This is a genomic window from Candidatus Aciduliprofundum sp. HYA1, assembly GCF_056175085.1.
Genome location: NZ_CM149694.1, coordinates 1,290,971 through 1,314,278 on the forward strand (window position 1 = coordinate 1,290,971; position 23,308 = coordinate 1,314,278).

Below are 23,308 nucleotides of genomic sequence, written 5' to 3' on the forward strand. Positions count from 1 at the left end.
TCACCTGAGCACGCATATATGTAATTCTTATTTAAACATTCTCATCACCAATGTTAGAAGGTAAAGGGCAAGAGATATGAATATCTGATTTGAAAAATTGTCATTGGGAGGCACGTTGTAAAGTTCCACAAGAGTACCCACAATGGAGCCAATAACTGCGGCTAAAATCACATAATCAAGGGGATAATAGGAATAAAGAACGAGAAAGAGAACGATGAGCGAGGTGATGAAAAATGCAGTGCTACCTTCCCAGCTCTTGCCATTCCTGAATCTGTGCCTTCCATAACTCTTGCCGATTATGGCGGCCATGGCATCTCCAAGAGTTGCAACCGCTATGGCACCTATGACAATCCACTTCGGGAAAAGAATTATAACGATCAGTGAGGCTATGGCAAAATATATGTGGGCACCTATGCACAGGCGCTCCTCCTCACGCTCTATCTCCTTTATGCTCTTGGTCAATTTATCGATCCTGTCATTTAGAAATTTGTACATATCTTCAGTCACGTATGGACGCATTCTCTCAACTATTTTCCTGCTCTCAATGGAGTAAACCCTGAGCGGTTCGATCATGAAAAACACTATGAGGGCAATGCTTATGACCACTATTGACCACTCTTTTCCCACGAGAACATAAAGCAGGGGAACAAGCAATCCTGAAAGATGCAGCAGTTTTCTCTTCATCTCTATTTCCATGCTCAGAGTATCACCGGAGTATAATCCACTTGCCCTAATTAAAGATTTTGAAAAATTTTAATACCTTACCCCTATGCCAAATGTATGTTCAAAATACTCAGCGAGGACCATGGTGCAAGAATTGGAATACTCAGGACAAGACACGGCGAGATACGCACACCATTCTTCATGCCCGTGGCCACCAAGGCAACGGTAAAGACACTCACACCTGAGGATCTGCGAAAATGCAATGTTGAAGCCATAATCTCAAACTCACTTCACCTGTTTCTCCGTCCGGGCCTGGATGTACTTGAGATGCATGGAGGCCTCCACAGCTTTATGAGATACGATGGCATAATATTCACAGATAGCGGAGGTTTTCAAATGATTCGCAAGGGATTCTTGCTAAAGGTGGAAGATGACGGGATACTATTCAAATCCCCCTACGACGGCAGGAAGTACAAATTCACCCCACAGTTCAGCAAGGAGGTGCAGAGACGCATTGGCAGTGATGTGGCCATGATGCTCGACTACTGCGCCGAGTATCCCGTGGACTACGAAACTGCAAAGATGAGCGTTATGCTCACGAGCAAATGGGCAAAAATGTTTCCCCTAGGAGATAAAAGGCAGTTGAGTTTCGGGATCGTCCAAGGAAGTGTGTACGAGGACCTGCGGAGAAAAAGCGCTGAAGAACTGGCAAAGATAGAGTTTGATGGCTACGGGATCGGGGGGCTCAGCATCGGAGAGCCAAGGGAGGTCATGCACAGAATGATTGAAATCACCAACTCAATACTCCCAGAAGATAGGCCAAGATACCTGATGGGTGTGGGCTCACCACTGGACATTGTGGAAGCCGTTATGGCAGGGGTGGACATATTTGATTCTGTTTTTCCCACACGCAACGGGAGGCATGGCACAGTGCTTACAAGCGAGGGTACTCTCAATCTCCGTAAATCGGATTTCAGAACGGATACCAGGTCCCTTGATGAAGAATGTGAATGCTACACGTGCAAAAATTTCACAAGGGCATATCTTCATCATCTTCTGAGAGAAAAGGAGATCCTGGGCATGCACCTTCTATCCCTGCACAATGTATGCTTCCTGCAGAGTTTCATGCGCCGCATTCAGGAGGAGATTGAACAGGGAAACTTGGAAAATTTCAAAAAAGAAGTGCAAAGAAAGTTTCAGTGAGTTCATCTGTGAAGATGTAGCATAGCCGAGTTTTCAAAAAATGCATCACATTCCTTGCCGGGGACAAGGGCATCAATCCCAAGATACTTTATCTTCTCTTCCCTGCATTCAAGAACCGAATCGTCCCTCTCAAGATTCAAATCAAAGTCCTTTTCGGAGATGGCAGCAATCTCATCTGCACCATCTATCCCTGCAAGCCTCAGAGCATCCCTGATCTGTCTTCTTCCTGTGAGAATCAGCATTATCTCAATGTGCATCTTGCTTGCAATATTATTTCCTCTTTCAAAATACTCCTCTGCCTTTCTGTACGAGTAAATCAAATGTTCCCTGCAGCCCACAGCAAGGGCATTGAAAACGTAAATTCCCCTATCCGCAAGGGTTATCGCTTCATCCACGCTGATTCTTCCCCTATAGCCCTTCACAATCATTCTTCATACACCGGAGCGGATTCCCTCATCTTCTGAAGCAATTCTCTCTTCTTCTCACAATCCACGAGAGCGTGCTCAATCACATCATCAAGGGTCTTTGCAGGTATTATCTCTATTTTTCCCTCATGTTCCTCGTCAAGGATCACATCCTGAAGATTTGCATAGGGGATTATGACCTTTTCAAACCCAGCGTCTATGGCTGCCTCCACCTTCGCAGTGACACCACCCACAGGAAGCACATGACCACGGATGCTCAAGGAGCCCGTCATGGCAACGCTCTGATCCACGGGTATACGCTCCAGGGCAGAGAGCACCGCAGTGGCAACGCTTATGCTTGCACTGTCCCCTTCCACACCCTCATAGGTGCCTATGAACTGTATGTGCACATCGTAATTCGTTATGTGCTTTCCAAAGTACTTCTTGATTATTGCCGATACGTTCTCCACAGCCTCCTTGGCAATCTCCCCCAGTTTGCCCGTGGCAATCATCCTCCCCTGATCCCTGGATTGCGCGGGTGTGACCTCGGCCATTATGGGCAACACTATGCCCGAGTATTCGGCCATACCGCTTCCGGCAGAGTACACGGCAAGACCATTCACTATGCCTATCGCCTCGCCCCTGTTTAGGAACGTCTTGTAATCCTTTTTAACCTCAATCAATCTATCTGCCACCTGCTGCTCCAGGGGCTTTGCGAGTTTCTTGGCACGGAGCACATGCTCCACATCCACATACTTCGCCCCGCTTTCCCTTGCAATATCACCTGCCACACGCACAAGACCTCCAAGTTCCCTCAGGCGGAGTGTGAGTTTTCCCTTTCTTCCGGCCCTCTTCTGCGCCTCCTTTATGACCTCGGCCACAGCGCCCTTGGTGAAGTGGGGGATCTTACCGTCCTTGGCAACCTCCTGAGCCACAAACCTGATCAGTTTCCTCCTATTCTCCTCAGTATCATCCATAACGGATTTCATATACACCTCGTAGCCATAGCCACGAATTCTTGATCTCAATGCAGGATGCATGCCCTGAAGAGCATCAAGATTGCCGGCAGCCACAAGTATGAAATCGCAGGGCACGGGCTCTGTGTGAACCATCGCCCCGGCAGAATGCTCGCTCTGACCAGATATGGGAAACTTCTTTTCCTGCATGGCGGTCAGAAGGCTCTGCTGCGACTCTATGCGCAGCATGTTTATCTCATCTATGAAGAGCACCCCCTTGTGGGCCTTGTGTATGGCCCCCGCTTCCACACGAAGGTGGGGAGGTGTCTCGAGCCCTCCACTCTGAAAGGGATCGTGCCTAACATCCCCCAGAAGGGCACCTGCATGGCTTCCTGTGGCATCCACAAATGGGGGCTTATCCTTCGGAGAGTGGGATACCAGCAATTTGGGCACAAGTGCCTTCTCCTCCTTCTGGATTCCCGTGCCCATAAACATGTAGAGAAATATGGCAATGAATATGGACCAGAAAAGGAAAGAATAATTTCCCGTAACTATAACCGCAATACCACCGATCATGAGAAGGAGAAAAAGCACAGACATCATTGTGTTCTTCTTCTCATTCTTTCTCTTTTTTGCCTCCTGCTGATACTGCTTAACTATGTACTTTCCCTGCCCTGCTGGCACGGTTTTTATTATGGGTCTATTTGGATCTTCCTCGTTGGGAAAAACGAGAATATCCTCAAGTTCCTCCCTCGGCAGGAAATCAACCATACTCTGGGCAAGCATGCTCTTTCCCGTTCCGGGGTCTCCTATGAGAATAACATGCCTCTTCTGTTTGGCGGCCTTTTTTATAACCTCAACAGCCTCATCCTGCCCAATAACCTGATCCACAAGTTTGGGAGGTATCTTAATATCTGCAGTGGTCTCGAAATTCTGCTTTTTGATCCATTCATCAACGCTTTCCACAGAGATGAGAATATAATTTCATAGATAAAACTTTTGAAATTTTTGAAAAACTTCTTATGCCATTTTTCCTAATATCCTCCTATGCTTTCACTGGCAGCCGTTGTGCCCCATGGCGATGAGATCCTCATTCCAGATGAAGGTGCGGGGAAATTGCACAAAGCAATGCTCTTACTGCGGAACGAGATCATGGAGAAGGGGATTCAAGAGTACGTGTTTATAAGCCCCCACAATCTGAGGATAGATACCCACATTTCTGTGCTGCTCACCGAGTACCTTGAGGGTTCCTGGAAATACAAAAATATAAGGTTCAGAAGAAAGATAAAGAGTGACAGAAACCTTGCATTTGAGATATACAGCAGAGCAAGGGATCTGGGTTTGCCCATCGTGGGCGTGAACTACGGAGCGCTGGAGGGCCCCCTATCAAAATTCGTACTTGATTGGGGCACCCTGATACCACTTTATTTTCTTCCAAAACGAAGGATGGTGCTTATAACCCCTGCAAGAGGCATAAAAAAAGAAGACCTTGTGAGATCTGGAGAGATCCTCGGAGAAGTCATGGAAAAGAGAGAAGAAAAATTCGCCCTGATTGTGAGTGCCGATCACGCCCACGCCCACAGTGAACGTGGACCCTACGGATACCATCAGAATGCAGAGAAATACGATAGGAAAGTAATGCAGTCCCTGGAAAATTTGGAAAATATACTTTCCATGGATGAGGACTTGATTGAAAATGCCAAACCAGACAGTTACTGGCAACTTCTAATGCTCCTTGGTGCTCTAAGAATAAAAAAATTAAAACTCATATACAAAGTTTACCAGAGACCTACATACTTCGGAATGGGAGTTGCGTGGTACGAATAAGTGCCGCGGGCCGGAATCGAACCGGCGACCTTCAGATCTTCAGTCTGACGCTCTCCCTGCTGAGCTACCGCGGCCCAAAGCCATGAAGGAAAAGGTGGATTTAAAATTTACGATAGCCGAAAGATTTATTTTACCCTTCAGTATAAGGGTAAGATAGGCATAGCGGGGTGGGGTAGCCAGGAAATCCCGCCGGGCTCATAAAGCCCCTTTAAAAAAGGTGCTTTACCCCCAAAGGGGCTGGAGAGACCCGGAGATCGGTGGTTCAAATCCACCCCCCGCTACTTTTATCACCGTTCGTCTGTTCCATTTTTACTGTTGGAAGCATGTTTGTGCAACACTATTACGATGACTAAGAATATCAACAGCACAACTATCCCCGGCACAATCAATCCACTTAAAGACCATCCTGTCTGTGTACCACCGGCAGTTTCGGTTTGAGGCTCGTTCTGAGAATCAAATGGATTGTAATCTGAGCCGTATTTGGCAGTAACCTGCAGTTTAGAACTATCCGTTTTTGATGTGGATTCTATTACGAGATGATAAACCCCCGGCTTGAGGTCATCTATATGACTCGCGTAGGATACCATTTTCGCATCGAATATGCTCTTGAAATCACTTGAATTCTCAAACATCCTGTAATTACGGTCATCCAGGAAATACACATTTACAAGGGCCCCATCAATAACCTTCACAGAAAACGACAAACCGCCGCCCTCAGGAAGTTCAAGATGATAGGCTCTCCATCCTGGAGTGAAGTCGTAGGTTTCATTCACATTTACCGCTCCGGACACCGTTGGAAGTGCCCACACACTAACCAGCATAACCAAAATAATGGAATACACCAGTACCAAATTCAAATTACCTTTCATGTTTTCCCCTCAAAGACGCAGAGGAAGCATACTATTTAATGCTTCGCATATTCCATCACAAAAGAGTCATAACAGCTATGCCCGCAAATATCAGAATCATGCCAAAGATCTTGGCTGCGGATAACTTCTCACCTATCAAAAAGTACGCAAAAAGAGCAACTATGAAGGCGTTGGATGCCGATATTGCCACCGTGGGCCCCGCAGGACCTCTGCTGAGGGCAATCTTTATTGAGTACATACCGATGGCAAGGGCAAATCCGGCAAAAATGGGGAGGAGAAGATACAGTGTGGGCGTGGCTTTCAAATTGCTCTGAAACGTCCCCTGATACCAGAAATATCCAAGAAACGCAAGTCCCATCAACCCAACGGCAAGCCATAGAATTATTGATGTGAATATGCTGTCCATGTGGTAATATCCCGCCATCTTCACCAGGAAATTCGTCAAACCGAACATCAGCATTGTTATGAGCGCATACACCCACCACTGCATGGAACCCGTATCGGGAAATAGGATAAAAATTTAAGTAAGGCATCGTTATATCCAATTGAACATAACGGGGGTATGTGTATGAAAAAAGCGATGGGTGTGATTGTGATAGTGGTACTCCTGCTGGGAGTGGCCGTAGGGTATTACTACATTTCTGCCCAGAATTCATCGGAGAGGAGCATAAGAATTCTGGCTGCAGGAAGTCTGGCAGTTCCTCTAAAAGACATGGCCACGAAATTTGAGAAGGAATACGGAATCAAGGTCTACATAGAAACTGCAGGGAGCATACAGACAGTCAAGAAGGTCAGTGAACTTGGAGTCAGAGCAGATATCGTGGCTGTGGCGGATTACATGGCCATAAAATCCTACCTAATTCCCAAGTACACAAACTGGTACATAAAATTCGCAAAAAATGAACTTGTGATCGTTTACACGAACCACAGCAGGTACTCATCCATGATAAACTCCACAAACTGGATGAGCATACTCCAGAAAAGGGACGTTCGCATAGGATTCTCATCACCCAACGATGATCCATGCGGGTACCGCGCAGTGATGCTTTTCTATCTGGCCCAGTTAAAGTACAACACAGAAATTTTCAATAATATCATACTCAACAACACAGGCATGAAGTTAGAAAATGGGACAATAATGGTGCCCCCCGATTCTTCCCTTCTGAGCTCCACGGGAAAGATATTCATAAAACAGAAATCTGTGGATCTGCTTGCGGATGTTGAGAGCGGAAACATTGATTACGCCATTGAGTACCTGTCTGTGGCAAAACAGCACCACCTGAGATACGTACGCCTCCCGGATTACGTGAATCTGGCAAATTCCTCCATGGATTTATGGTACCAACATGCCAGGGTCAAACTGGCAGATGGCAGGATCATGCAGGGAAGAGCCATAAATTACGCACTTACCGTGCCATTCAACGCACCCCACAAGGATTACGCCTACAAGTTTGTGAATTTCCTTCTTGGAAATGTGGGAAAGGAGATACTAGAGAAGTGTGGACAGGAACCCATTTACGAAGAATACGGAACCGTTCCGCGGGAGGTTAAGCATTGAAAAACTATGCATTTCCCCTTCTCATTATTCTTTTAACCGCCATGTTCTTTGGCTGGATTCCCTTTCTCTCAGTGCTGTTTTTATCCACATTTCTTTTGATCTTCAAATCCAGAGACTGGAGATACGCAATAGCCCTTGTCCTTGGATTCCTATGCATTATAAACCCCCTGCTTGGTCTGGCTTCAATACTGGCAATCATCCTTATTTTGGAAGAGGATAACTTCTACCGCGCTGCCTACCTTGCCGGCGCATTTTTCATCGTATTTATTTTGTTTCCAATCCTCAATTTGCTCCTTTATTTCTCCCCCTCTTCCATATACGATTCCTCGCTCATAAACGCCATAATAGTGAGTTTTGTAGCATCCACCGCTTCAACCCTCATAGCGCTCATTTTCGCCCTTCCTCTGGGATACGTACTTGCAAGAAAAAAATTCCCGGGAAAGAGTGTTGTTGAAAGCATAATAGACCTTCCAATCGTGATTCCCCACACCGTTGTCGGCATAATTCTACTGCTTGTGTTTGGCCTCTCAGGGATATGGGGAGCACCCCTTGAGGAGCTTGGAATAAGATTTTACTACGCCATGCCGGGAATAATTGTGGCAATGTTATTCGTGAGTGCTCCCTTTCTGATAAATCAGGTGAAGGAAGGTGTTAAAAAAATAGATGAAAGGTACGAGTTCATAGCCATGAATCTTGGTGCCTCGCGGGCAAGGGCCTTCGTGGATGTGATCATACCTCAAATAAAGGGCAACATAATTACGGGCGCGGTGAACACCTGGGCAAGAGCCATAAGCGAGTTTGGTGCCGTGATGATGATCGCCTTCTATCCCATGGTGGCCCCCACGTACATCTACTTCCTGTACACAAATTATGGACTTAGCAGGGCACTTCCAGCCACGGCATTTCTGCTGCTTCTGACCCTGGGAGTATTCATGGGTATGCGCTTTGCATCGGAGAGGATGAAAAATGCTTGAGATAAGGGACTTGAAGGTAAAGGTGGGCGAGTTCAATATCCATGTGGGAAAACTGAAACTTGAAGATGGAGATTATCTTATCATTGTTGGCCCCACGGGAGCGGGAAAGACGGTGCTTCTGGAAACCATTGCAGGATTTCACACCCCAATTAGTGGTAAGATCATATTGAACGGGAAGGATATAACTGCTCTACCCCCAACAGGAGAGAAATATCCATAGTTTATCAGGATTATATGCTCTTTCCCCACATGACCGTGAGGGAGAACATAGAGTACCCCCTGAAATTGAGAAAAATAAATGGGAATGTGGAAGAACTTGCCAGAAAACTTGGAATAGAGAAACTTTTAGACAGGTACCCAACCACCCTGAGCGGAGGTGAGTTGCAGCGGGCGGCAATTGCCAGAGCAGTCATCTTAAAGCCCAAACTTCTGCTTCTTGACGAGCCCTTCAGTGCCCTTGATCCGAAGATGCGAGATTCGGCCCGGGAACTTGTAAGGGATTTCATGGCAGATCTTGGCATTGACACAATCCATGTGACACACGACTTCTCGGACGCCTGGGTCATGGGAAATAAACTGGCAGTTATGAAAGATGGACAGATAGTAAGATCCGGCCCTGTTGATGAAGTATTTGCAGATCCGCAGAATGATTTTGTTGCATCTTTTCTCGGCTCCACAAACATTCTCAACGGGAAAGTTGAGGAGATTGATGACCTGACGAAAATAAAAATAAACGGAATACCTGTATTCACTGTGGATTCTGCGCGGATTGGAAGTAGGGTTCTCCTATCCGTTAGACCTGAAAACATCGTAATATCAAAGGAAGAACCCCATGGATCACAGCGAAACGTGCTCTTGCTTGAAATCAAAGGCATGAGAAAGGAGGGGCACATAGTCTGGATAGACCTGGGAAATGAGAATCTGGGCCTTAAGGCCATTCTCACACCCAACGCCGTGGAAAGTATGGGTCTCATCGTGGGTATGCAAGTATACGCATCATTCAAGGCATCTGCCACAAGGATAGTTAGGGTGCTATAGCCCGTCTCCGGGTAATCCTATCATCTTTCAAGGATTACCAGCCAGGCGGGCGAAAGTCCATGGGTGGAGAAAACTTAAATTTTTTGCACCCATGGGGAAGTATGAAGTATCTTGCTCTGGACATAATAACGCTCATCCTTGCAATTTTAGGATTTGCCTACTTTTATGGAGATCTGACCTCCGGAAACTTCAACACCCTCGCCCTCATATATTTCGTTATCCTGGCAATTGGATACTTCGGCGCAATGCACATGCTCCATATTGGCACAAAAAAAATGATTGAAGATCTTGCCAAAGATATGAACTGCCAGTTCATAGATTCCGGAAAATATGCTTTAACCCACCGCATAAAATGTAAGGATATGGTCATAGAATTCAACCTGAGGGGAAGTTACACCCCCGCCTCCATTCACATCACCCTGTTCGGAAAGTTTCATGAGGCAGATATAAGGGGTGGCGATAAAAAATCCAGAAAATTCGCAGAAAAACTTCAGAGATTGCAGAAAAGGTGGAGAATTCGAGTTAATGATGCATACGTTTCTGGGGAGAGGGCTGAGGCAATAATAACCAAATTCCCCTACGAGGAAGAAAAATTGAAGGGTATAATTGAAGAATTCAGGCAAATAGTGCTCAGGGTATGATCTCCGTGGTGTTGTTGAAGGGTGGGTAGTAAAAATCCTCCTTTTTGTACATTCCCTCCTCAATCAGGTTCTCTATGATCCTTCTTGCCCTTTTCATTTCTTCCACGAGATGCCTCACTGTGCCGCATATTTTATTGAAACCTTCCATACCCCAGTACCTCTCCTTGTTGGCAAACAGGCACCTTCCTCCACAGATGGGATATATATCACAGGATTTGCACGGCTCGTCCACATCCACAGAATTCCTTATCTCTTCCGGTGTTTTGTTCCATATATCTCCCAGGTTGTTCCACTCATACTCTCCCCCTATGGGGCAGGCGAGAATGCGTCCATCAGTTGTTATGGCAAATGCATCCCTTCCCGCACCGCAGGGCAGACCCTCCTCGTGGAACAGCATTCTCTTTATCACACCCTGAAACGGCACAATACCGGGAATACTGCCCCTCTCAATCTCCCCAATCCACCAATCTGCAAGGCGCGTTATTCCGGGATTATAGGAAGTGCGAACCCACGCGTCAAAATCGTGCCACGAATCATCTGGAGCCCAAACCACGTTGAGTTGCCAGTGCACATGGTCGAATGGAAGGAAGAGAAGGTGCATAACATCCCTGTATATGTCACTCTCCTCGCTCACAGCCATTCGGGCTATCAGATCCCCTCCGTAATGGGGGCGAATCCTTCTAACCCGATCAAGTACAATATCGTAAACTCCGTTGCCACGGTAAAAATCTGTAACCTCACGGGAACCGTCAATTGAAACGAGAATTGCATCAAGACGATTTAGGTACTCCCCTGGTATTCTATGCAAGAAAAAGCCGTTTGTCTGGACCACGAATCTCTTTGCAGGAACAGAATCCATAATCTCCATCATCCTCTTCAGCCGCAGGGTTGGCTCACCACCGTAAAAGGCCACGATTGCATCGGTATCCTTCTCAACAAAATTCTTCAGATCCTCAATACTGTACTGAATCTCGTGGGGCATAACCTCCTCTGGAATGGTGCCTCCACAGTACCTGCAATGCAGATTACAAACTCCGGTAAGGAACACTATGTAAAGCATCGGGGTAGAATGGAAAAGGATATTAATTATTTATCCCAGTGCTGCATGCTCACGCAGAAGTGCAAACCTCTGCTTCAGTCTCTTTATGGCATATTCAAGGGTATCAATGGCAGTCAAACTTCCATCGGTCTCGAACTCGAAGATGAAATGGGAATCATCCTCAATTATCTCGGGCTCTTCAAAGGAGAGCAATTCGGCCATGGCCTTACAAGGAACGTCATCTGTGAAAACTATGTACTCATCATCCTCTTTTATCACGTTCTTTGGGCAGGAATCCTTTACCTTCTGCCACAACTCGCTATCCCTTTTGCTCACCCTTATCTCCCTGTGGTACTTGTAGGTCACGCCACTTGTAACCTGCCACTTGGCATGCTCCTTGGCGGTGCCCATTATTGCCTCGGCCTCAAGAAGTATGGCCTGATGTTCCTTAAGCTTGACAATCGGAATCAGGGGATCCACCGGTCTAAATTTATCATCTCCCACGGGGATAAGGTCACCGGAATACACGGTTGCAGGCCCATGCTTGTTGAGTGTGTATGTAACCGTGCACAGGGGACATCCTTCATCGGGAGGATGGTCGCATTCATCCCTGAACTTCATGTTCAAATCTGTTGGCAGGGGAATAAGACCCAGACGATGGGCAATGATCTCATCGAATAGGGGCGTGGATGAGTCGTAAACCTTACCCTCCATATCCCTGATCTGACCGTGGTGAAATATCACCTTGTGAATCGCCAGTTTCGGTATATCGTTTATGAGAGTCCTGCGCAATGCATTTGCTATGGCAGGAGTTATGCCTTTAATCTCAAATTTGATGTACCTGTCCTGAACCTCAAGGATGTTAAATTCCATTTAGACCCTCCTACCCCTCTTTCCACCGGGCTTTCTCGTGCTATCGTGCGGGATAGGCGTAACATCCTCAATGCGCAGGATCTTCATACCTGCCCTGGCCAGGGCCCTTATTGCCGCCTGAGCCCCAGGACCCGGACTCATACTTCTGTTTCCACCAGGAGCACGAACCTTAACGATGATCTCTTCAATTTCCTTCTCCTTCAGTTGCTCGGCCACCATCTCGGCCGCCTTCATGGCAGCGTAGGGCGATGCCTCCTCGCGATCAGCCTTAACAACCATACCGCCAGAGGCCTTAGCAAATGTCTCAGCACCCGTTATGTCCGTGGCCGTTATGATGGTGTCATTATGCGAGGAGTAAATGTGCACAACACTAACTCTGCTTGCCATTACTGTTCACCTCCCTCCTGGGTGGTTTCCCCGGCACCCTCCGTTTCAACTCCTCCCTCTATCACCTGGGGACGCATGGGATGCATTTCATCTGCGAGAGGGGAGAACTTGTAATAATCAATGAGTTCCTCCTCCTCAACCCTAACAAGGTAACCGGGTATTGTAACCTTCCTATCACCTATGGCAATGTGACCGTGAACTATGAACTGCCTTGCCTGCTTTGGAGTGCGGGCGAGACCCTTCAGATACACCACAGTTTGCAACCTTCTGCGGAGAATATCCTCCACGGTCAGAGACAGCACCGCATCAAGGGTTGCATTTGCCTCGTTCAGGATTCCCAATTTTGTCAATTTCTCAAAAAGCAGTTTCTGCTGCTTCTCCGCCTGGGGATCCCCGTACCTCAATCTGGCCTGAAGTTCCCTCGCCTGACCGCGGAAGTTGCGAAGTATGGATTTTGCCTTCCATATTTCCCTCTTGTTCTTTAACCCGTACTTCTTCTGAAGTTCCCATTCCTCCTTGATGCGATCCGCTTCCCACGGATGCTTTGGAGTCTCGTACTTCTTCCTGTTAAACCTTGGATCACCCATCTACTCACCTCTTCCTCCTGCTAACTCCCACGGTTAGACCACTACGCCCATTTGAGCGGGTTCTCTGACCACGCACAGGCAGGCCCTTCTCGTGCCTCACTCCGCGGTAGCACTTGATTCTCTTGAGCCTGTTAATATCATCCTGTTTCTGCAAATCCAGTTCTGTGGAGAGCACATGCCTGTCCTCTCCTGTAAAATAATCCTTACGGTGATTCATCATCCATCCGGGCAGGATCTCCTCCAGTTTCTCCTCGATTATGACCCTTATTTCCTCAATCTGCTCATCGCTGAGTTCTCCAATTTTCTGCCTTGGGTTCATGCTGAGATCCTTCACTATGCCCTCAGCCACCCTGTATCCTATGCCCTTTATTCCCTGAATGGCATATATGATTGGCCTATTTCCATCCAGATCCGTATCGGCAATCCTGACGATATACTTGAATTCTGCCATATTCATCGCCCTTTATATACGTGATATTGCCCCTAAACACCTTCACATATATATCAATTTTCCTCACTCGTAGGGGCATAATAACAAAGTTTATAAACCCTGCTTCCATAAGCCTATGGGGAAAATGGTCATCCTCACCTCATCACATATCACGCTCACACACCTCACAAACTCATTGCGTAACCCAAAGGGGGAGCGATGGCTATTTTCCCGAAGAACAAGGAGGTGAAGAAATTGAATACGGATCCCTACGCAGCAAAATACCTGATAAGGGCAAGCATTGAAACAGATGGAATTGTGGAACGACCAGATGTTGTTGGCGCAATTTTTGGACAGACTGAAGGTCTCTTGGGTGATGAACTGGACCTGAGAGATTTGCAGAAGAGCGGAAGAATAGGAAGAATTGAGGTTGATATAAAATCCGAGAAGGGAAAATCTGTTGGTGAGATTCTCATTCCCTCAAGTCTCGATCAGGTTGAAACCGCCATACTTGCCGCCGCTCTGGAGACCATTGACCGGGTTGGTCCATGCCGCTCCCGGGTTAAGGTCATATCCATTGAGGACATAAGGGCAACAAAGAGGCAGAGGGTTGTGGATCGCGCAAAGGAGCTTTTGCAGATGCTTCTCAAGCAGGGTAAGCAGGTCAGCGAGGACCTGGTGAAATCTGTCAGGGAGGCTGTGGAAATCGAGGAGGTTGTGATCTACGGTGAGGATCATCTGCCTGCTGGACCAAATGTGGAGAAGAGCGAGGCAATAATCGTGGTTGAGGGTAGAAGCGATGTTATCAACCTCTTAAATTACGGGATAAAGAATGCCATAGCGGTGAACGGCACAAACGTGCCAAAAACGATAATTGAGTTGAGCAAGAAGAAGATAGTAACCGCGTTCCTTGACGGGGATCATGGCGGAGATCTGATCCTCAAGGAACTTTTACAGGTTGCAGACATAGATTTCATAGCAAGGGCTCCCCCCGGATATGAGGTGGAAGAACTCACCTACAAGCAAATAGTCAAGGCCCTGAGAAACAAGGTGCCTGTGGAGCAGTACATAGCCACACATAATCTGGGCGAGATAAAGAAGGAAGAGAAGAAAGAGGAAAAGAAGGAAAAGGAATCAAAAAAGGAGGAGAAAAAAGAGGAAAAGAAGGAGAGTGAGGATCTGATCTCCCTTTTCAAGGACCTCAATTCAAAGAAGGAGGCTGCTCTGCTCAAGGACAACAAGGTGGTCTTGAGAATACCCCTCAACGAATTGATTGAAAAATTGAAGAGTGCCAAGGAGAAGGGAGATACCCTGGTCACTGGAGGAATAATATCCCAGAGACTGGTTGATGTGGCCCACGAGAAGGGCATAGGCAGGATCATAGGCTACAAGATAGGAAATGTCACGAAGAGGCCATTAAATATGAAATTGCTCACAAAAGATATGGTGAAGAAATGATAGACCCGAAAAAAGGTTTATCCCTGAAGGATTTCGAAACGACGGAGGAAATAATCATACCGAAGGATCCGCTTGATCGTGTGATAGGCCAGGACGAGGCAATAAAAATTGCAAAGATCGCAGCAATGCAGCACAGACACCTGCTCCTTGTTGGCCCGCCTGGAACCGGAAAATCGATGATAGCCCAAGCCCTGGCACTGCACCTCAGGCCTCCAACGGAGGAAATCAGAGTGGTACACAATCCACAGAATCCTGAGAGACCATTCGTGGAAGTCAAGAATGCCAGGGAGGTCGAGGCGGAAAGTATGGAACTGAGATCGGCAGAGGGAAAACTGATAGATCCAAGGGAAGCACCTGAGCATGTGGCCATAAAGCTGGGATTCAAATGCGCAAAGTGTGGAACCTACTCCTCACCATCGGAACTCGTTTGTCCAAAGTGTGGAACCCCAAAGGTTTCACAGACCACGCAGGGACCCTTTGCCGATATTTTTGGTGCCCTGGGAGCCGCGTTTGGAATAGCCGCACTTCCACCAAGGGTCACAACAACGGTTTATGAGGGAGGCGTGGAGAAGGTAATCGTTTACGAAAGGGATGGTGAGAAGATCAGGGTTTTTGATGAGAAAGCACTTGAAAAAAGAAGGGCCCTGGAGAAGAAGAAGCCCTACAAGGTGATAGTACCCCTCAAGAGAAATCCATTTGTCATGGCAACGGGCGCAAGCGAAACTGAGCTTCTTGGGGATGTGAAGCACGATCCATACGGAGGGCATCCGCAGCTTGGTACCCCTCCATACAAGAGAGTTGTTGCAGGGGCAATACACGAAGCCCATCAGGGTGTGCTCTTTGTTGATGAGATCACTCATCTTGGCCCACTGCAGAGAAACATACTAACTGCAATGCAGGAGAAGAAGTTCTCAATAGCGGGGAGAAATCCCCAAAGCGCAGGGGCATCTGTGCGCGTGGACGATGTGCCCTGTGATTTCATACTTGTGGCTGCCTGTAACATTCAGGACGTTCCAAATATTCTCTCACCTCTCCGCTCAAGAATAATAGGAGAGGGCTATGAGGTTCTGGTGAATACAACAATGCCGGATACAGATGAGAACAGGGCAAAATACGTTCAGTTTGTGGCTCAGGAAATTGCCGCTGATGGACGCATACCACACGCAACAAGAGATGCAGTTCTTGCCATAATCGAGGAGGGTAAGAGGAGGGCCAAGGCCATAGACAACGAAATTGGCCTAACCCTCAGACTCAGAGAGATGGGTGGGCTCATCAGAGCTGCCGGAGACCTTGCAGTGTACAATGGGGATAGGTACATAGAGAGAAAGCACGTGGAGGCGGCCATTAAACTCTCAAAGCCTGTGGAGGAGCAGATAAGGGACAGGTACGGGGCCTATGAGGCGGGAGTGGCCAGAGATGTGAGTGCATCCCAGAGAACGGCCATATACAACTACTGGAATGAAAGTGATATTGATGGATACCAGTAACCTCGTTGAGATGGCAAAAAAGGCGAGGGAGAGGGCATACGCCCCATACTCAAATTTCAGAGTCGGTGCCGCGGTGGTTGCCTGCGGAAAAGTATTCACCGGTTGCAATGTGGAAAACGCATCCTACGGACTCACAATCTGCGCCGAGAGGGTGGCTATTTTCAAGGCCATAAGTGAAGGGTGCAGAAACATTGAGAGGATTGCAATATACGCCGAAACAATGCCCTATCCATGCGGCGCATGCCTCCAGGTGATGAGCGAGTTTTGCGAAGAGGATTGCCAGATAATAATTTCGGACGGAAAGGAGGTGGAAGTATACTCTCTGAGGGACCTCCTCCCCAAGAGATTCTCCCTCCAGCAAAACGATTAAATTCTTTGCATCAATATACAATTGAATGCGCAGATGGAAAATTTACAGTTCCATTCTCATAATCCCCATATTTGGGGGACTGGCAGCCAGATTGCTACGCATAGTTCTGGCCTTCACCCTTCGCAATATGGGTCTGAGTGTTCTTGAAATTACAATTCTATCAAGCACCTTCATGCTCGCCAGGGGCCTAAGTGCACCTGTTATTGGAAAAATAGCAGACAAGAGCATCAGCAGATTGGCAATAATAATCGTGGGATTCATCGGTCTGGGCATTGATTCCCTCCTCTACCTGGTGGTGCCATACCCATACATGATAGCCCTGAGAGCTCTGGACGGACTCTACGGTGCAATGGCATGGACCACAATGCAGGCCCTTGTGCATCTATCCTCGCCCATCAAATTCAGAGGCAGGCTTATGAGTTCCTACTTTATGATGGGGGGCCTGGGCGCTTCCATCGGCTACATACTTTACAATATCTTTCTCGGAAATGAATATTGGGCGATAATCACAGTGGCAATGTTCTATCTCATCAGCGTATTTTTTGCAATGCCGCTTAGAGATGTGAAGGATGAGAAGGTGAAAAAAGAGAAAATAAGGAGAATGGAAAGAGATTTTCCCTCCTCACTTTACACTCTCAACTTCTTCTACGGCATGTTCCTATCCCTTGGAGCGGAAGTTCTCTGGTTCTACCTGGCAGAAAATATGGGATTTGGAAAATACAGCACAACCTTTTATCTCTCAATATTCACCTTCGTGGCCATATTCGGCACATTTTTCATGGGCCACATGGCGGATAAAAAAAGCTATTCGTATACGCTCTGGCTTCTCGCTCTTCTCTCCCTGATCTCGGGAGGCTTGCTGATGGTGAACTCAAAAATCGTGGTGCTCATCGCCACACTTGTATTTTACATAAGTGGCAGGGGATTTCTACCGGTAGCGAGGAGTTTCGCCGCATCAAAGACCAAGACCCTGGGGACATCCCTGGGACTAGTGAATATGAGTTCAAACATAGGCTCTGTGGTCGCACCCCTGATCGGGGGTGCAATGTACGATTCACTTCACTCCTATCGTGTATTCAATCTGAATATGGGTGCTGCTATATTTTTCATCATGGGTCTGCTCATAACGATAAACACCCATATTCTCCTTCATGCAAAAAATTAGATTTCCCTGCAAAAAATTGATTTTTCAATGCGGGGGGCCGGATTCGAACCGGCGAACCCCTACGGGAGTGGATCTTGAGTCCACCGCCTTTGACCTGGCTCGGCAACCCCCGCCTAATCGGTGATTGTGGTTTAGGATTTAATTTTTTCTGGAATTGAGCGTAAGTTATATATTAGAAATAGGCATTAGCCGCCCTAATGAAAGCATCCACCTACGCACTTATGATAACAATTCTGGTTGTTGTGGCCGCCGTTACTGGCACGTATTTCCTAACCGGTCAGGGTAACAGCCAGCAGAGCGTACCCATAGTAAAGCCCGGAGATACAATATCCGTTAAGTACTACGGTTACATTTATTATGGCGGCGAGAGAAGAATTTTCGATACAAACATCAAGCAGGTCGCGGAAGATAACATCACGTACCCAAAGACCGTGAGTTACAAGTGGACCGGAAATTTTGATCCCCTGACATTTAAGGTGGGAAGTCACACAATGATCCCTGGATTTGAAAAGGGAGTTATCGGAATGAAACTGAACGAGACAAAGACCATCGTTGTGCCACCCAGCGAGGGATATCCCTTTGACTGGAGCAAGGTTAAGAACTATTCGCTCGTGCAGACAATACCTGTGGTACAGAACCTCTCTCTTGAGCAATTCAACAAGAGGTTTGGAAAGGTAAATCCGCTGGATAATGCTGTGTACAGGGATAAGGAGCATGGATGGAATTGCCTGATCCTCAAAATAGACGCAACCAATAACATAGTTACGATAATGAACAATCCATCCGTTGGAAATTACTACCAGCCCTACAAGAACATAAGCGCCCTGCAGATATACGTGGAGAAAATAGCAAATGGAGTGATAACCTTCAAATACGTGATAGAGCAAACGCCCATCCTGCTTCCCAATGGAGGAATCATTGACTGGCAAAATAACACAATGTTCCGCATAAATTTCAACAAGGAGGTTGCAGGGAAAACACTCTACTTCGTTGTGACTGTGATAAAAATAAAGGAAGACTAAATCCCTCCCACATATTTTTTGAAGTTCTCAATGGCCCTGTCCTTTTTCATAGGATAACTCTCTATCTTTGCGTGCATGGCTATGGCATCTCCACCTGTGGTCAATGCGGCCTTTTCCAAGTATGCCTGCTGCTTATCGAACCTCAAGTATAGCATTCCATGCTCATCTACCAGTTCATCCAAGATAGGCAGGATCTCATCCACAATTCCCATATCCTTCATCCTTCTCCAGAAACGCAAAACTTCAGATTTCTTCTTTATTTGAAGTTGCAGTATCACAATTCTATTCCCGTAGTATCCCTTTTCCTCGGATTCATCGAATCTATCATGGCCCGTGATAAAGCCCATGGCCTTGCGCACCTTATCAATATCCTCGGTGGCATGGACAAAGCAGCGGAAATAGATGTACTTGATCATATGGGTGAATGGAAGAACACAAATATATGTTTGCCCATACACAAATATGGATCCCAATAATGCCATAGAGGAGTACAACAAAATTGTCAGCACCCTTCAAAAACTCGGGCTATCCCAGTACGAAATTCGGGCATTTCTTGCCCTCCTGATGCTGGGAGTGGGCTCTGCAGATGTCATTGCAAAAAATGCAGAGATTCCACGGACATCAGCATACAAGGTTCTGGATTCACTTGAGGAGAAGGGCTTTGTGATATCCTCAAAGGGAAGACCAAAGATGTACAAGCCGGAGGACCTTGAGATTATAAGGAGAAATATAATGAACGAGATAGACGAGTTGTTTAAAAAACTTGAATTTGTTGAGAGCATATTTATGGAAAAGGGAGAGCCACAACTGGTTTACACCATATACGGGACAGATAAGGTTATGAGAAAGATAGCCGAGATGATAGACATGGCGGAGAGGGAGATAATCATATCAACCCCAAAAATCTCTGAAATACGAAGAAAACTGGAAAAAAACATAGAGAGGGCAATAAACAGGGGCGTAAAAATAATAGTGGTTACCCAGCCAAACCAGCGGGCTCCACCCGGCACACAGGTTTACAGGAAAACTGGACTCATGGCCACAGACATTGTGTGCGACAACAAGAGGGCCCTCCTTGCTAGCCCTGAACTGAACGCCTGTGGTTACACGGACAACCCGGCGCTGGCTCAGCATCTAACGCATTTCATAAACATACTGATAGAGAAGGAGTGAAAGTTTTAAATCTTTTAACTTCATTAGTTCCACCAGTGGGAATAAAAATATTGCTTGTGGATGATAACGAAGAACTCCTGAAACTGTACAGCATATTTCTCAGAAGATACGACGTTCTCTTGGCGAAGAATGGCAGGGAGGCCGTTGAGATATACAAGGAAGAATCTCCAAATCTTGTGATCATGGACATAAAAATGCCGGTTATGGACGGAATAGAGGCAACGAAACTCATAAAAGAATTTGATTCTGAGGCGAAAATAATAGGGGCAACGGCATACCATGATAAGTATGTGGAGGAGATGATGGCCGCCGGGGCACTGGAAGTTCTAAAAAAGCCATTCAAGTACAGGGATCTGCTGAACATCATTGAGAAGTATACATGATCCTTCCACCCACCATGGTCATTTTGACTTTCATCTCCCGTATTTTATCAAACTCGCCATGCAAGGCCACCAAATCAGCCACATAACCCTCTTTTATCTCTCCAAACTTAGGGCCAAAATACTTGGAGCCCATGGTGTAGGCAATTACAGCGTCCCTTAAACTTATTCTCTGGACATCGTACTCACTCTCAACAGCCATACGGATTCCAAATAGGGGGTCCATGGGCATACAGTCGGACCCGAACAGGAGGGCTTTTCCATAATCCAAAATTATCCTGTAGGGATTGTTGATCTTAAGCCAGTGCTCACCAAGCATTTTCTCGTACAATCCACCCCTCTTTGCCCATTTCAGGAAATTGGGCTGCATGCTCACCTCCCCGCCAAGCATGGGAATAAAATCCTCGTAGGCAAGTTCAAAGTGTTCAATTCTGTTCATCCTCCCACCACCGTAGGCCTTGATAACATTCTCAATAGCATAGTTCCCTATGGCATGGGTGAATACCCTTATCCCGTTTCTGTTTGCATTCTCAACAATCCCTTTCAATTTTCTCACAGAAAGCATCGGTTTTACATCCTCACCATCCACGTACCTCGTTGCTGCCGTTTTGGCCCCTATGGAGCCATCTGCAAAAAGTTTAAGGGCACCGATTCTTAGATGCTCATCTCCAAATCCGCTCTGGATACCAAGGGAGCGAACATATCTGTAAGAAGATTCGTAAAAATTGGCATATATTCTGATCTTAAGCCTGCCCGCAGAGTGCATTGCCATGTACCTTTTCAAAGTATCCCCATTTGCAAAGTCATGTACGCAGGTAACACCCCTTGAGAGTGCATAATCCTGAGCGTAATCAAAATCAAGAGTTTTGCCGATATCAAGTTTCCTCAGCAATTTTTCAAGTTGTTTCTCCTTCACTATTCCATCCTCACTCTCAACTCCAAACTGCCTCTCCGCCAGGGTATTTATGGATGCCAGATGCCCATCCTCTCTTATGAGCACAACAGGTCTGCTGGAGCAGACATTGTCAAGTTCATCCCTCTGCAAATATTTTTTATTCCTCCAGAAACTCTCATCCCACCCCCGGCCCAGCACTATTTTCCTGTTGCAATTCCTTGCCACAAGGGAAAGTACCGCATCGCGGCTCAGGTTGGTCAGGTCAAGCTCACTATGCATAAGCGCAATGTTGCTCAGATGCGTGTGAGAATCACAGAATCCGGGAAGAAGCCACGAGCCATGCAGATTTATTTTTCTCGCATCATCTGGCAAATTTCCCTTTCCCATTCCCTCAATTATTCCATTTCGTATGAGCACGTACTCGGCATCCTCATTTCCGAATACCCTGACATTGTAGAGGAGCATGAATGGTAATCCGCCAAGCAATATAAAAATGTGAGTAAAGTTTATCTATATGGGCCCTATGCTTCACTATGCGTCTATTCGGAACCAATGGAATTCGCGGTAGGGTCGGAGAAAATTTCACCCCGAAATTTTTAACGAAGGTAGGGCTGGCAATAGGCTCGTACCTTCCAAGGGGCGCAAAGGTGGTACTCGGCACAGATACAAGGATATCAAAAAATATGGTGAAATTCGCCGTAATCTCTGGACTCCTCGCCTCCGGAGTTAACGTTGTGGACATTGGGATCGCACCCACTCCTGCCATACAACTATACACCAGGGAGCACGGAGATTTCGGAATTGCCATAACTGCAAGCCACAACCCACCTGAGTTCAACGGAGTAAAATGCATTGCGGGAGATGGCACAGAGCTGCCGCGGGAAGAGGAGGAAAGAATTGAAAAAATATTCTTCTCGGAAGAATTCAGGATTGTAAGTTGGGAAAATGTTGGAAATTACACAGAGAGGAAAGATGCAAGGGAAGAGTACATACGCTCCATACTTCAAAGGGTGGATGTGAAGAGCATAAAAAATAAAAAATTCAAGGTGGTGCTTGATTGCGCCAACGGAGCATCCTGCTTCACATCCCCCTATCTCCTAGAAAAATTGGGATGCAGGGTGATAACCCTAAACTGCCAGCCAGATGGTAGATTTCCAGGTCACGAAAGCGAACCAAGACCTGAAAATCTCAGGGATCTTGTATCCATGGTAAAGGCTACAGGCGCGGATCTGGGTATAGCCCACGACGGAGATGCAGATCGGGCGATTTTCGTTGATGACAGGGGCAGGTACCTGTACGGGGACAAAACCCTCACCCTTGTTGCAGAGTACGTGGTAAGAGACAGAAATGGAATTGTGGTTACACCCGTGAGTTCCTCCCTATCCCTTGAGGAGGTTGTGAAAAAACACGGAAGCGAGGTGCTATACACCAAGGTGGGTGCCCCAATTGTGGCAAGAAAGATGATTGAGGTGAAAGCCATATTTGGCGGCGAGGAGAACGGCGGGCTCATATTCCCAGAGCATTTGGTTGCGAGGGACGGTGCCATGGCCCTGGCCAAGGTTCTTGAAATTCTGGCAAAGAGTGGAAAGAAACTGAGCGAGTTGGTTGATTCCCTGCCCCAATATTATCAGAAAAAAATAAGCGTGAAATGCGAGAACGAGAAAAAAGAGAAGGTTCTTGAGATCCTAAAAGAGAAATTGGAAGGAGAGAGAACAAGCACGCTAGACGGAGTGAAGGTGATGGGAGAGGATTGGTGGGTGCTCATACGCCCATCGGGCACAGAACCCATCTACAGGATCTACGCAGAAGCAAAGAGTGAGGAAGAACTCAACACGCTCGTGGAGAGGTACAAAAAAATTCTGGAGGATGCGGTGAGAGAAGCATAAGCACAAATCTTATTTAGAAAAAA

26 protein-coding genes, 3 tRNA genes and 1 pseudogene are annotated in these 23,308 nt (G+C 46.8%); 16 read left to right on the top strand and 14 right to left on the bottom strand.

Going from position 1 to position 23,308, the window contains the following annotated elements:
• Nucleotides 1-27 precede the first annotated feature (27 nt).
• Nucleotides 28-696: a diacylglycerol/polyprenol kinase family protein gene (locus AC0S1O_RS07015; protein ID WP_475393610.1), complete on the bottom strand. Its 669-nt coding sequence runs from the start codon at nucleotides 694-696 to the stop codon at nucleotides 28-30.
• Between the two features lie 84 nt (nucleotides 697-780).
• Here AC0S1O_RS07015 and tgt point away from each other — a divergent pair, with 84 nt between their 5' ends.
• A complete protein-coding gene (gene tgt, locus AC0S1O_RS07020) occupies nucleotides 781-1,866 on the top strand; it encodes a tRNA guanosine(34) transglycosylase Tgt (RefSeq protein ID WP_475393611.1) in 1,086 nt (361 codons plus the stop codon).
• Between the two features lie 2 nt (nucleotides 1,867-1,868).
• On the opposite strand, the gene cgi121 is transcribed toward tgt, so the two are convergent.
• Nucleotides 1,869-2,294: a KEOPS complex subunit Cgi121 gene (cgi121, locus tag AC0S1O_RS07025; protein WP_475393612.1), complete on the bottom strand. Its 426-nt coding sequence runs from the start codon at nucleotides 2,292-2,294 to the stop codon at nucleotides 1,869-1,871.
• A complete protein-coding gene (gene lonB / locus AC0S1O_RS07030) occupies nucleotides 2,291-4,192 on the bottom strand; it encodes an ATP-dependent protease LonB (RefSeq protein ID WP_475393613.1) in 1,902 nt (633 codons plus the stop codon). Before lonB ends, cgi121 begins: the two co-directional genes overlap by 4 nt.
• Nucleotides 4,193-4,273: 81 nt before the next feature.
• On the opposite strand from lonB, the gene AC0S1O_RS07035 reads away from it, so the two are divergent.
• Entirely contained in the window at nucleotides 4,274-5,053 is a 780-nt protein-coding gene (locus tag AC0S1O_RS07035; protein WP_475393614.1) for a DODA-type extradiol aromatic ring-opening family dioxygenase, read from the top strand.
• Between the two features lies 1 nt (nucleotide 5,054).
• Here the strand turns inward: AC0S1O_RS07035 and AC0S1O_RS07040 are convergent.
• Nucleotides 5,055-5,127 (bottom strand) — tRNA-Phe (locus AC0S1O_RS07040).
• Between the two features lie 87 nt (nucleotides 5,128-5,214).
• Here AC0S1O_RS07040 and AC0S1O_RS07045 point away from each other — a divergent pair.
• Nucleotides 5,215-5,334 (top strand) — tRNA-Met (locus tag AC0S1O_RS07045).
• 6 nt (nucleotides 5,335-5,340) lie between these two features.
• Here the strand turns inward: AC0S1O_RS07045 and AC0S1O_RS07050 are convergent.
• Together AC0S1O_RS07050 and AC0S1O_RS07055 are read right to left on the bottom strand one after the other, a co-directional pair.
• Nucleotides 5,341-5,922, bottom strand: a complete 582-nt coding sequence (locus AC0S1O_RS07050; protein ID WP_475393615.1) for a hypothetical protein — start codon at nucleotides 5,920-5,922, stop codon at nucleotides 5,341-5,343.
• Nucleotides 5,923-5,977: 55 nt separating this feature from the next.
• Nucleotides 5,978-6,412 (bottom strand): EamA family transporter, encoded by a 435-nt coding sequence (locus tag AC0S1O_RS07055; RefSeq protein ID WP_475393616.1) that lies wholly within the window; start codon nucleotides 6,410-6,412, stop codon nucleotides 5,978-5,980.
• A gap of 78 nt (nucleotides 6,413-6,490) precedes the next feature.
• Between AC0S1O_RS07055 and wtpA the strand changes: the two genes are divergently transcribed.
• The 5 genes and pseudogenes from wtpA (at nucleotide 6,491) to AC0S1O_RS07080 (ending at nucleotide 10,133) form a co-directional block, all read left to right on the top strand.
• Nucleotides 6,491-7,480: a tungstate ABC transporter substrate-binding protein WtpA gene (gene wtpA / locus AC0S1O_RS07060; protein ID WP_475393617.1), complete on the top strand. Its 990-nt coding sequence runs from the start codon at nucleotides 6,491-6,493 to the stop codon at nucleotides 7,478-7,480.
• Nucleotides 7,477-8,454, top strand: a complete 978-nt coding sequence (locus AC0S1O_RS07065; RefSeq protein WP_475393618.1) for an ABC transporter permease subunit — start codon at nucleotides 7,477-7,479, stop codon at nucleotides 8,452-8,454. The genes wtpA and AC0S1O_RS07065 overlap by 4 nt, the downstream gene beginning before the upstream one ends.
• Nucleotides 8,447-8,844: pseudogene (locus AC0S1O_RS07070) on the top strand (ATP-binding cassette domain-containing protein); the annotation flags it as partial. The gene AC0S1O_RS07065 and the pseudogene AC0S1O_RS07070, both read left to right, overlap by 8 nt.
• 483 nt (nucleotides 8,845-9,327) lie before the next feature.
• The gene (locus AC0S1O_RS07075) at nucleotides 9,328-9,492 is read left to right on the top strand and encodes a TOBE domain-containing protein (RefSeq protein ID WP_475394484.1); all 165 of its coding nucleotides are present in this window, start codon (nucleotides 9,328-9,330) and stop codon (nucleotides 9,490-9,492) included.
• A 101-nt stretch (nucleotides 9,493-9,593) separates the two neighbouring features.
• Nucleotides 9,594-10,133: a hypothetical protein gene (locus AC0S1O_RS07080; RefSeq protein WP_475393619.1), complete on the top strand. Its 540-nt coding sequence runs from the start codon at nucleotides 9,594-9,596 to the stop codon at nucleotides 10,131-10,133.
• Here the strand turns inward: AC0S1O_RS07080 and AC0S1O_RS07085 are convergent.
• Genes AC0S1O_RS07085 through AC0S1O_RS07105 form a run of 5 tightly spaced genes read right to left on the bottom strand, consistent with a single transcriptional unit; the run spans nucleotide 10,123 to nucleotide 13,470 of the window.
• Nucleotides 10,123-11,193, bottom strand: coding sequence for a TIGR04084 family radical SAM/SPASM domain-containing protein (locus AC0S1O_RS07085; protein ID WP_475393620.1), 1,071 nt, complete (start codon nucleotides 11,191-11,193; stop codon nucleotides 10,123-10,125). The two genes, AC0S1O_RS07080 and AC0S1O_RS07085, sit on opposite strands and share 11 nt — an antisense overlap.
• Before the next feature lie 30 nt (nucleotides 11,194-11,223).
• Entirely contained in the window at nucleotides 11,224-12,045 is an 822-nt protein-coding gene (locus AC0S1O_RS07090) for a DNA-directed RNA polymerase subunit D (RefSeq protein WP_475393621.1), read from the bottom strand.
• The gene (locus tag AC0S1O_RS07095) at nucleotides 12,046-12,432 is read right to left on the bottom strand and encodes a 30S ribosomal protein S11 (protein ID WP_015284031.1); all 387 of its coding nucleotides are present in this window, start codon (nucleotides 12,430-12,432) and stop codon (nucleotides 12,046-12,048) included.
• Complete coding sequence (locus AC0S1O_RS07100; protein ID WP_475393622.1) at nucleotides 12,432-13,019, bottom strand: 30S ribosomal protein S4; 588 nt, start codon at nucleotides 13,017-13,019, stop codon at nucleotides 12,432-12,434. The genes AC0S1O_RS07095 and AC0S1O_RS07100 overlap by 1 nt, the downstream gene beginning before the upstream one ends.
• Before the next feature lie 4 nt (nucleotides 13,020-13,023).
• A complete protein-coding gene (locus AC0S1O_RS07105; protein WP_475393623.1) occupies nucleotides 13,024-13,470 on the bottom strand; it encodes a 30S ribosomal protein S13 in 447 nt (148 codons plus the stop codon).
• A gap of 234 nt (nucleotides 13,471-13,704) precedes the next feature.
• Here AC0S1O_RS07105 and dnaG point away from each other — a divergent pair, with 234 nt between their 5' ends.
• The 4 genes from dnaG to AC0S1O_RS07125 are packed head-to-tail and all read left to right on the top strand — an operon-like array spanning nucleotide 13,705 to nucleotide 17,929.
• Complete coding sequence (dnaG, locus tag AC0S1O_RS07110) at nucleotides 13,705-14,907, top strand: DNA primase DnaG (RefSeq protein WP_475394485.1); 1,203 nt, start codon at nucleotides 13,705-13,707, stop codon at nucleotides 14,905-14,907.
• The gene (locus AC0S1O_RS07115; protein ID WP_475393624.1) at nucleotides 14,904-16,394 is read left to right on the top strand and encodes an ATP-binding protein; all 1,491 of its coding nucleotides are present in this window, start codon (nucleotides 14,904-14,906) and stop codon (nucleotides 16,392-16,394) included. Before dnaG ends, AC0S1O_RS07115 begins: the two co-directional genes overlap by 4 nt.
• Nucleotides 16,381-16,764: a cytidine deaminase gene (cdd, locus tag AC0S1O_RS07120; protein ID WP_475393625.1), complete on the top strand. Its 384-nt coding sequence runs from the start codon at nucleotides 16,381-16,383 to the stop codon at nucleotides 16,762-16,764. Before AC0S1O_RS07115 ends, cdd begins: the two co-directional genes overlap by 14 nt.
• 25 nt (nucleotides 16,765-16,789) lie before the next feature.
• Nucleotides 16,790-17,929, top strand: a complete 1,140-nt coding sequence (locus AC0S1O_RS07125; protein ID WP_475393626.1) for an MFS transporter — start codon at nucleotides 16,790-16,792, stop codon at nucleotides 17,927-17,929.
• A gap of 28 nt (nucleotides 17,930-17,957) precedes the next feature.
• Here the strand turns inward: AC0S1O_RS07125 and AC0S1O_RS07130 are convergent.
• Nucleotides 17,958-18,042 (bottom strand) — tRNA-Leu (locus AC0S1O_RS07130).
• Between the two features lie 84 nt (nucleotides 18,043-18,126).
• On the opposite strand from AC0S1O_RS07130, the gene AC0S1O_RS07135 reads away from it, so the two are divergent.
• Nucleotides 18,127-18,951: an FKBP-type peptidyl-prolyl cis-trans isomerase gene (locus AC0S1O_RS07135; RefSeq protein WP_475393627.1), complete on the top strand. Its 825-nt coding sequence runs from the start codon at nucleotides 18,127-18,129 to the stop codon at nucleotides 18,949-18,951.
• On the opposite strand, the gene AC0S1O_RS07140 is transcribed toward AC0S1O_RS07135, so the two are convergent.
• Nucleotides 18,948-19,367, bottom strand: coding sequence for an RNA-binding domain-containing protein (locus tag AC0S1O_RS07140; protein ID WP_475393628.1), 420 nt, complete (start codon nucleotides 19,365-19,367; stop codon nucleotides 18,948-18,950). The genes AC0S1O_RS07135 and AC0S1O_RS07140 overlap by 4 nt on opposite strands.
• Before the next feature lie 46 nt (nucleotides 19,368-19,413).
• Here AC0S1O_RS07140 and AC0S1O_RS07145 point away from each other — a divergent pair, with 46 nt between their 5' ends.
• Together AC0S1O_RS07145 and AC0S1O_RS07150 are read left to right on the top strand one after the other, a co-directional pair.
• Nucleotides 19,414-20,124: a TrmB family transcriptional regulator gene (locus AC0S1O_RS07145; RefSeq protein WP_475393629.1), complete on the top strand. Its 711-nt coding sequence runs from the start codon at nucleotides 19,414-19,416 to the stop codon at nucleotides 20,122-20,124.
• A 35-nt stretch (nucleotides 20,125-20,159) separates the two neighbouring features.
• The gene (locus AC0S1O_RS07150) at nucleotides 20,160-20,507 is read left to right on the top strand and encodes a response regulator (RefSeq protein WP_475393630.1); all 348 of its coding nucleotides are present in this window, start codon (nucleotides 20,160-20,162) and stop codon (nucleotides 20,505-20,507) included.
• On the opposite strand, the gene AC0S1O_RS07155 is transcribed toward AC0S1O_RS07150, so the two are convergent.
• A complete protein-coding gene (locus AC0S1O_RS07155; RefSeq protein ID WP_475393631.1) occupies nucleotides 20,488-21,864 on the bottom strand; it encodes an amidohydrolase in 1,377 nt (458 codons plus the stop codon). The two genes, AC0S1O_RS07150 and AC0S1O_RS07155, sit on opposite strands and share 20 nt — an antisense overlap.
• Nucleotides 21,865-21,932: 68 nt before the next feature.
• Between AC0S1O_RS07155 and glmM the strand changes: the two genes are divergently transcribed.
• Nucleotides 21,933-23,285 carry a phosphoglucosamine mutase gene (gene glmM / locus AC0S1O_RS07160; RefSeq protein ID WP_475393632.1) on the top strand — a complete coding sequence of 451 codons (1,353 nt, stop codon included), beginning with the start codon at nucleotides 21,933-21,935 and terminating at the stop codon, nucleotides 23,283-23,285.
• The last annotated feature ends 23 nt before the right edge of the window (nucleotides 23,286-23,308 follow it).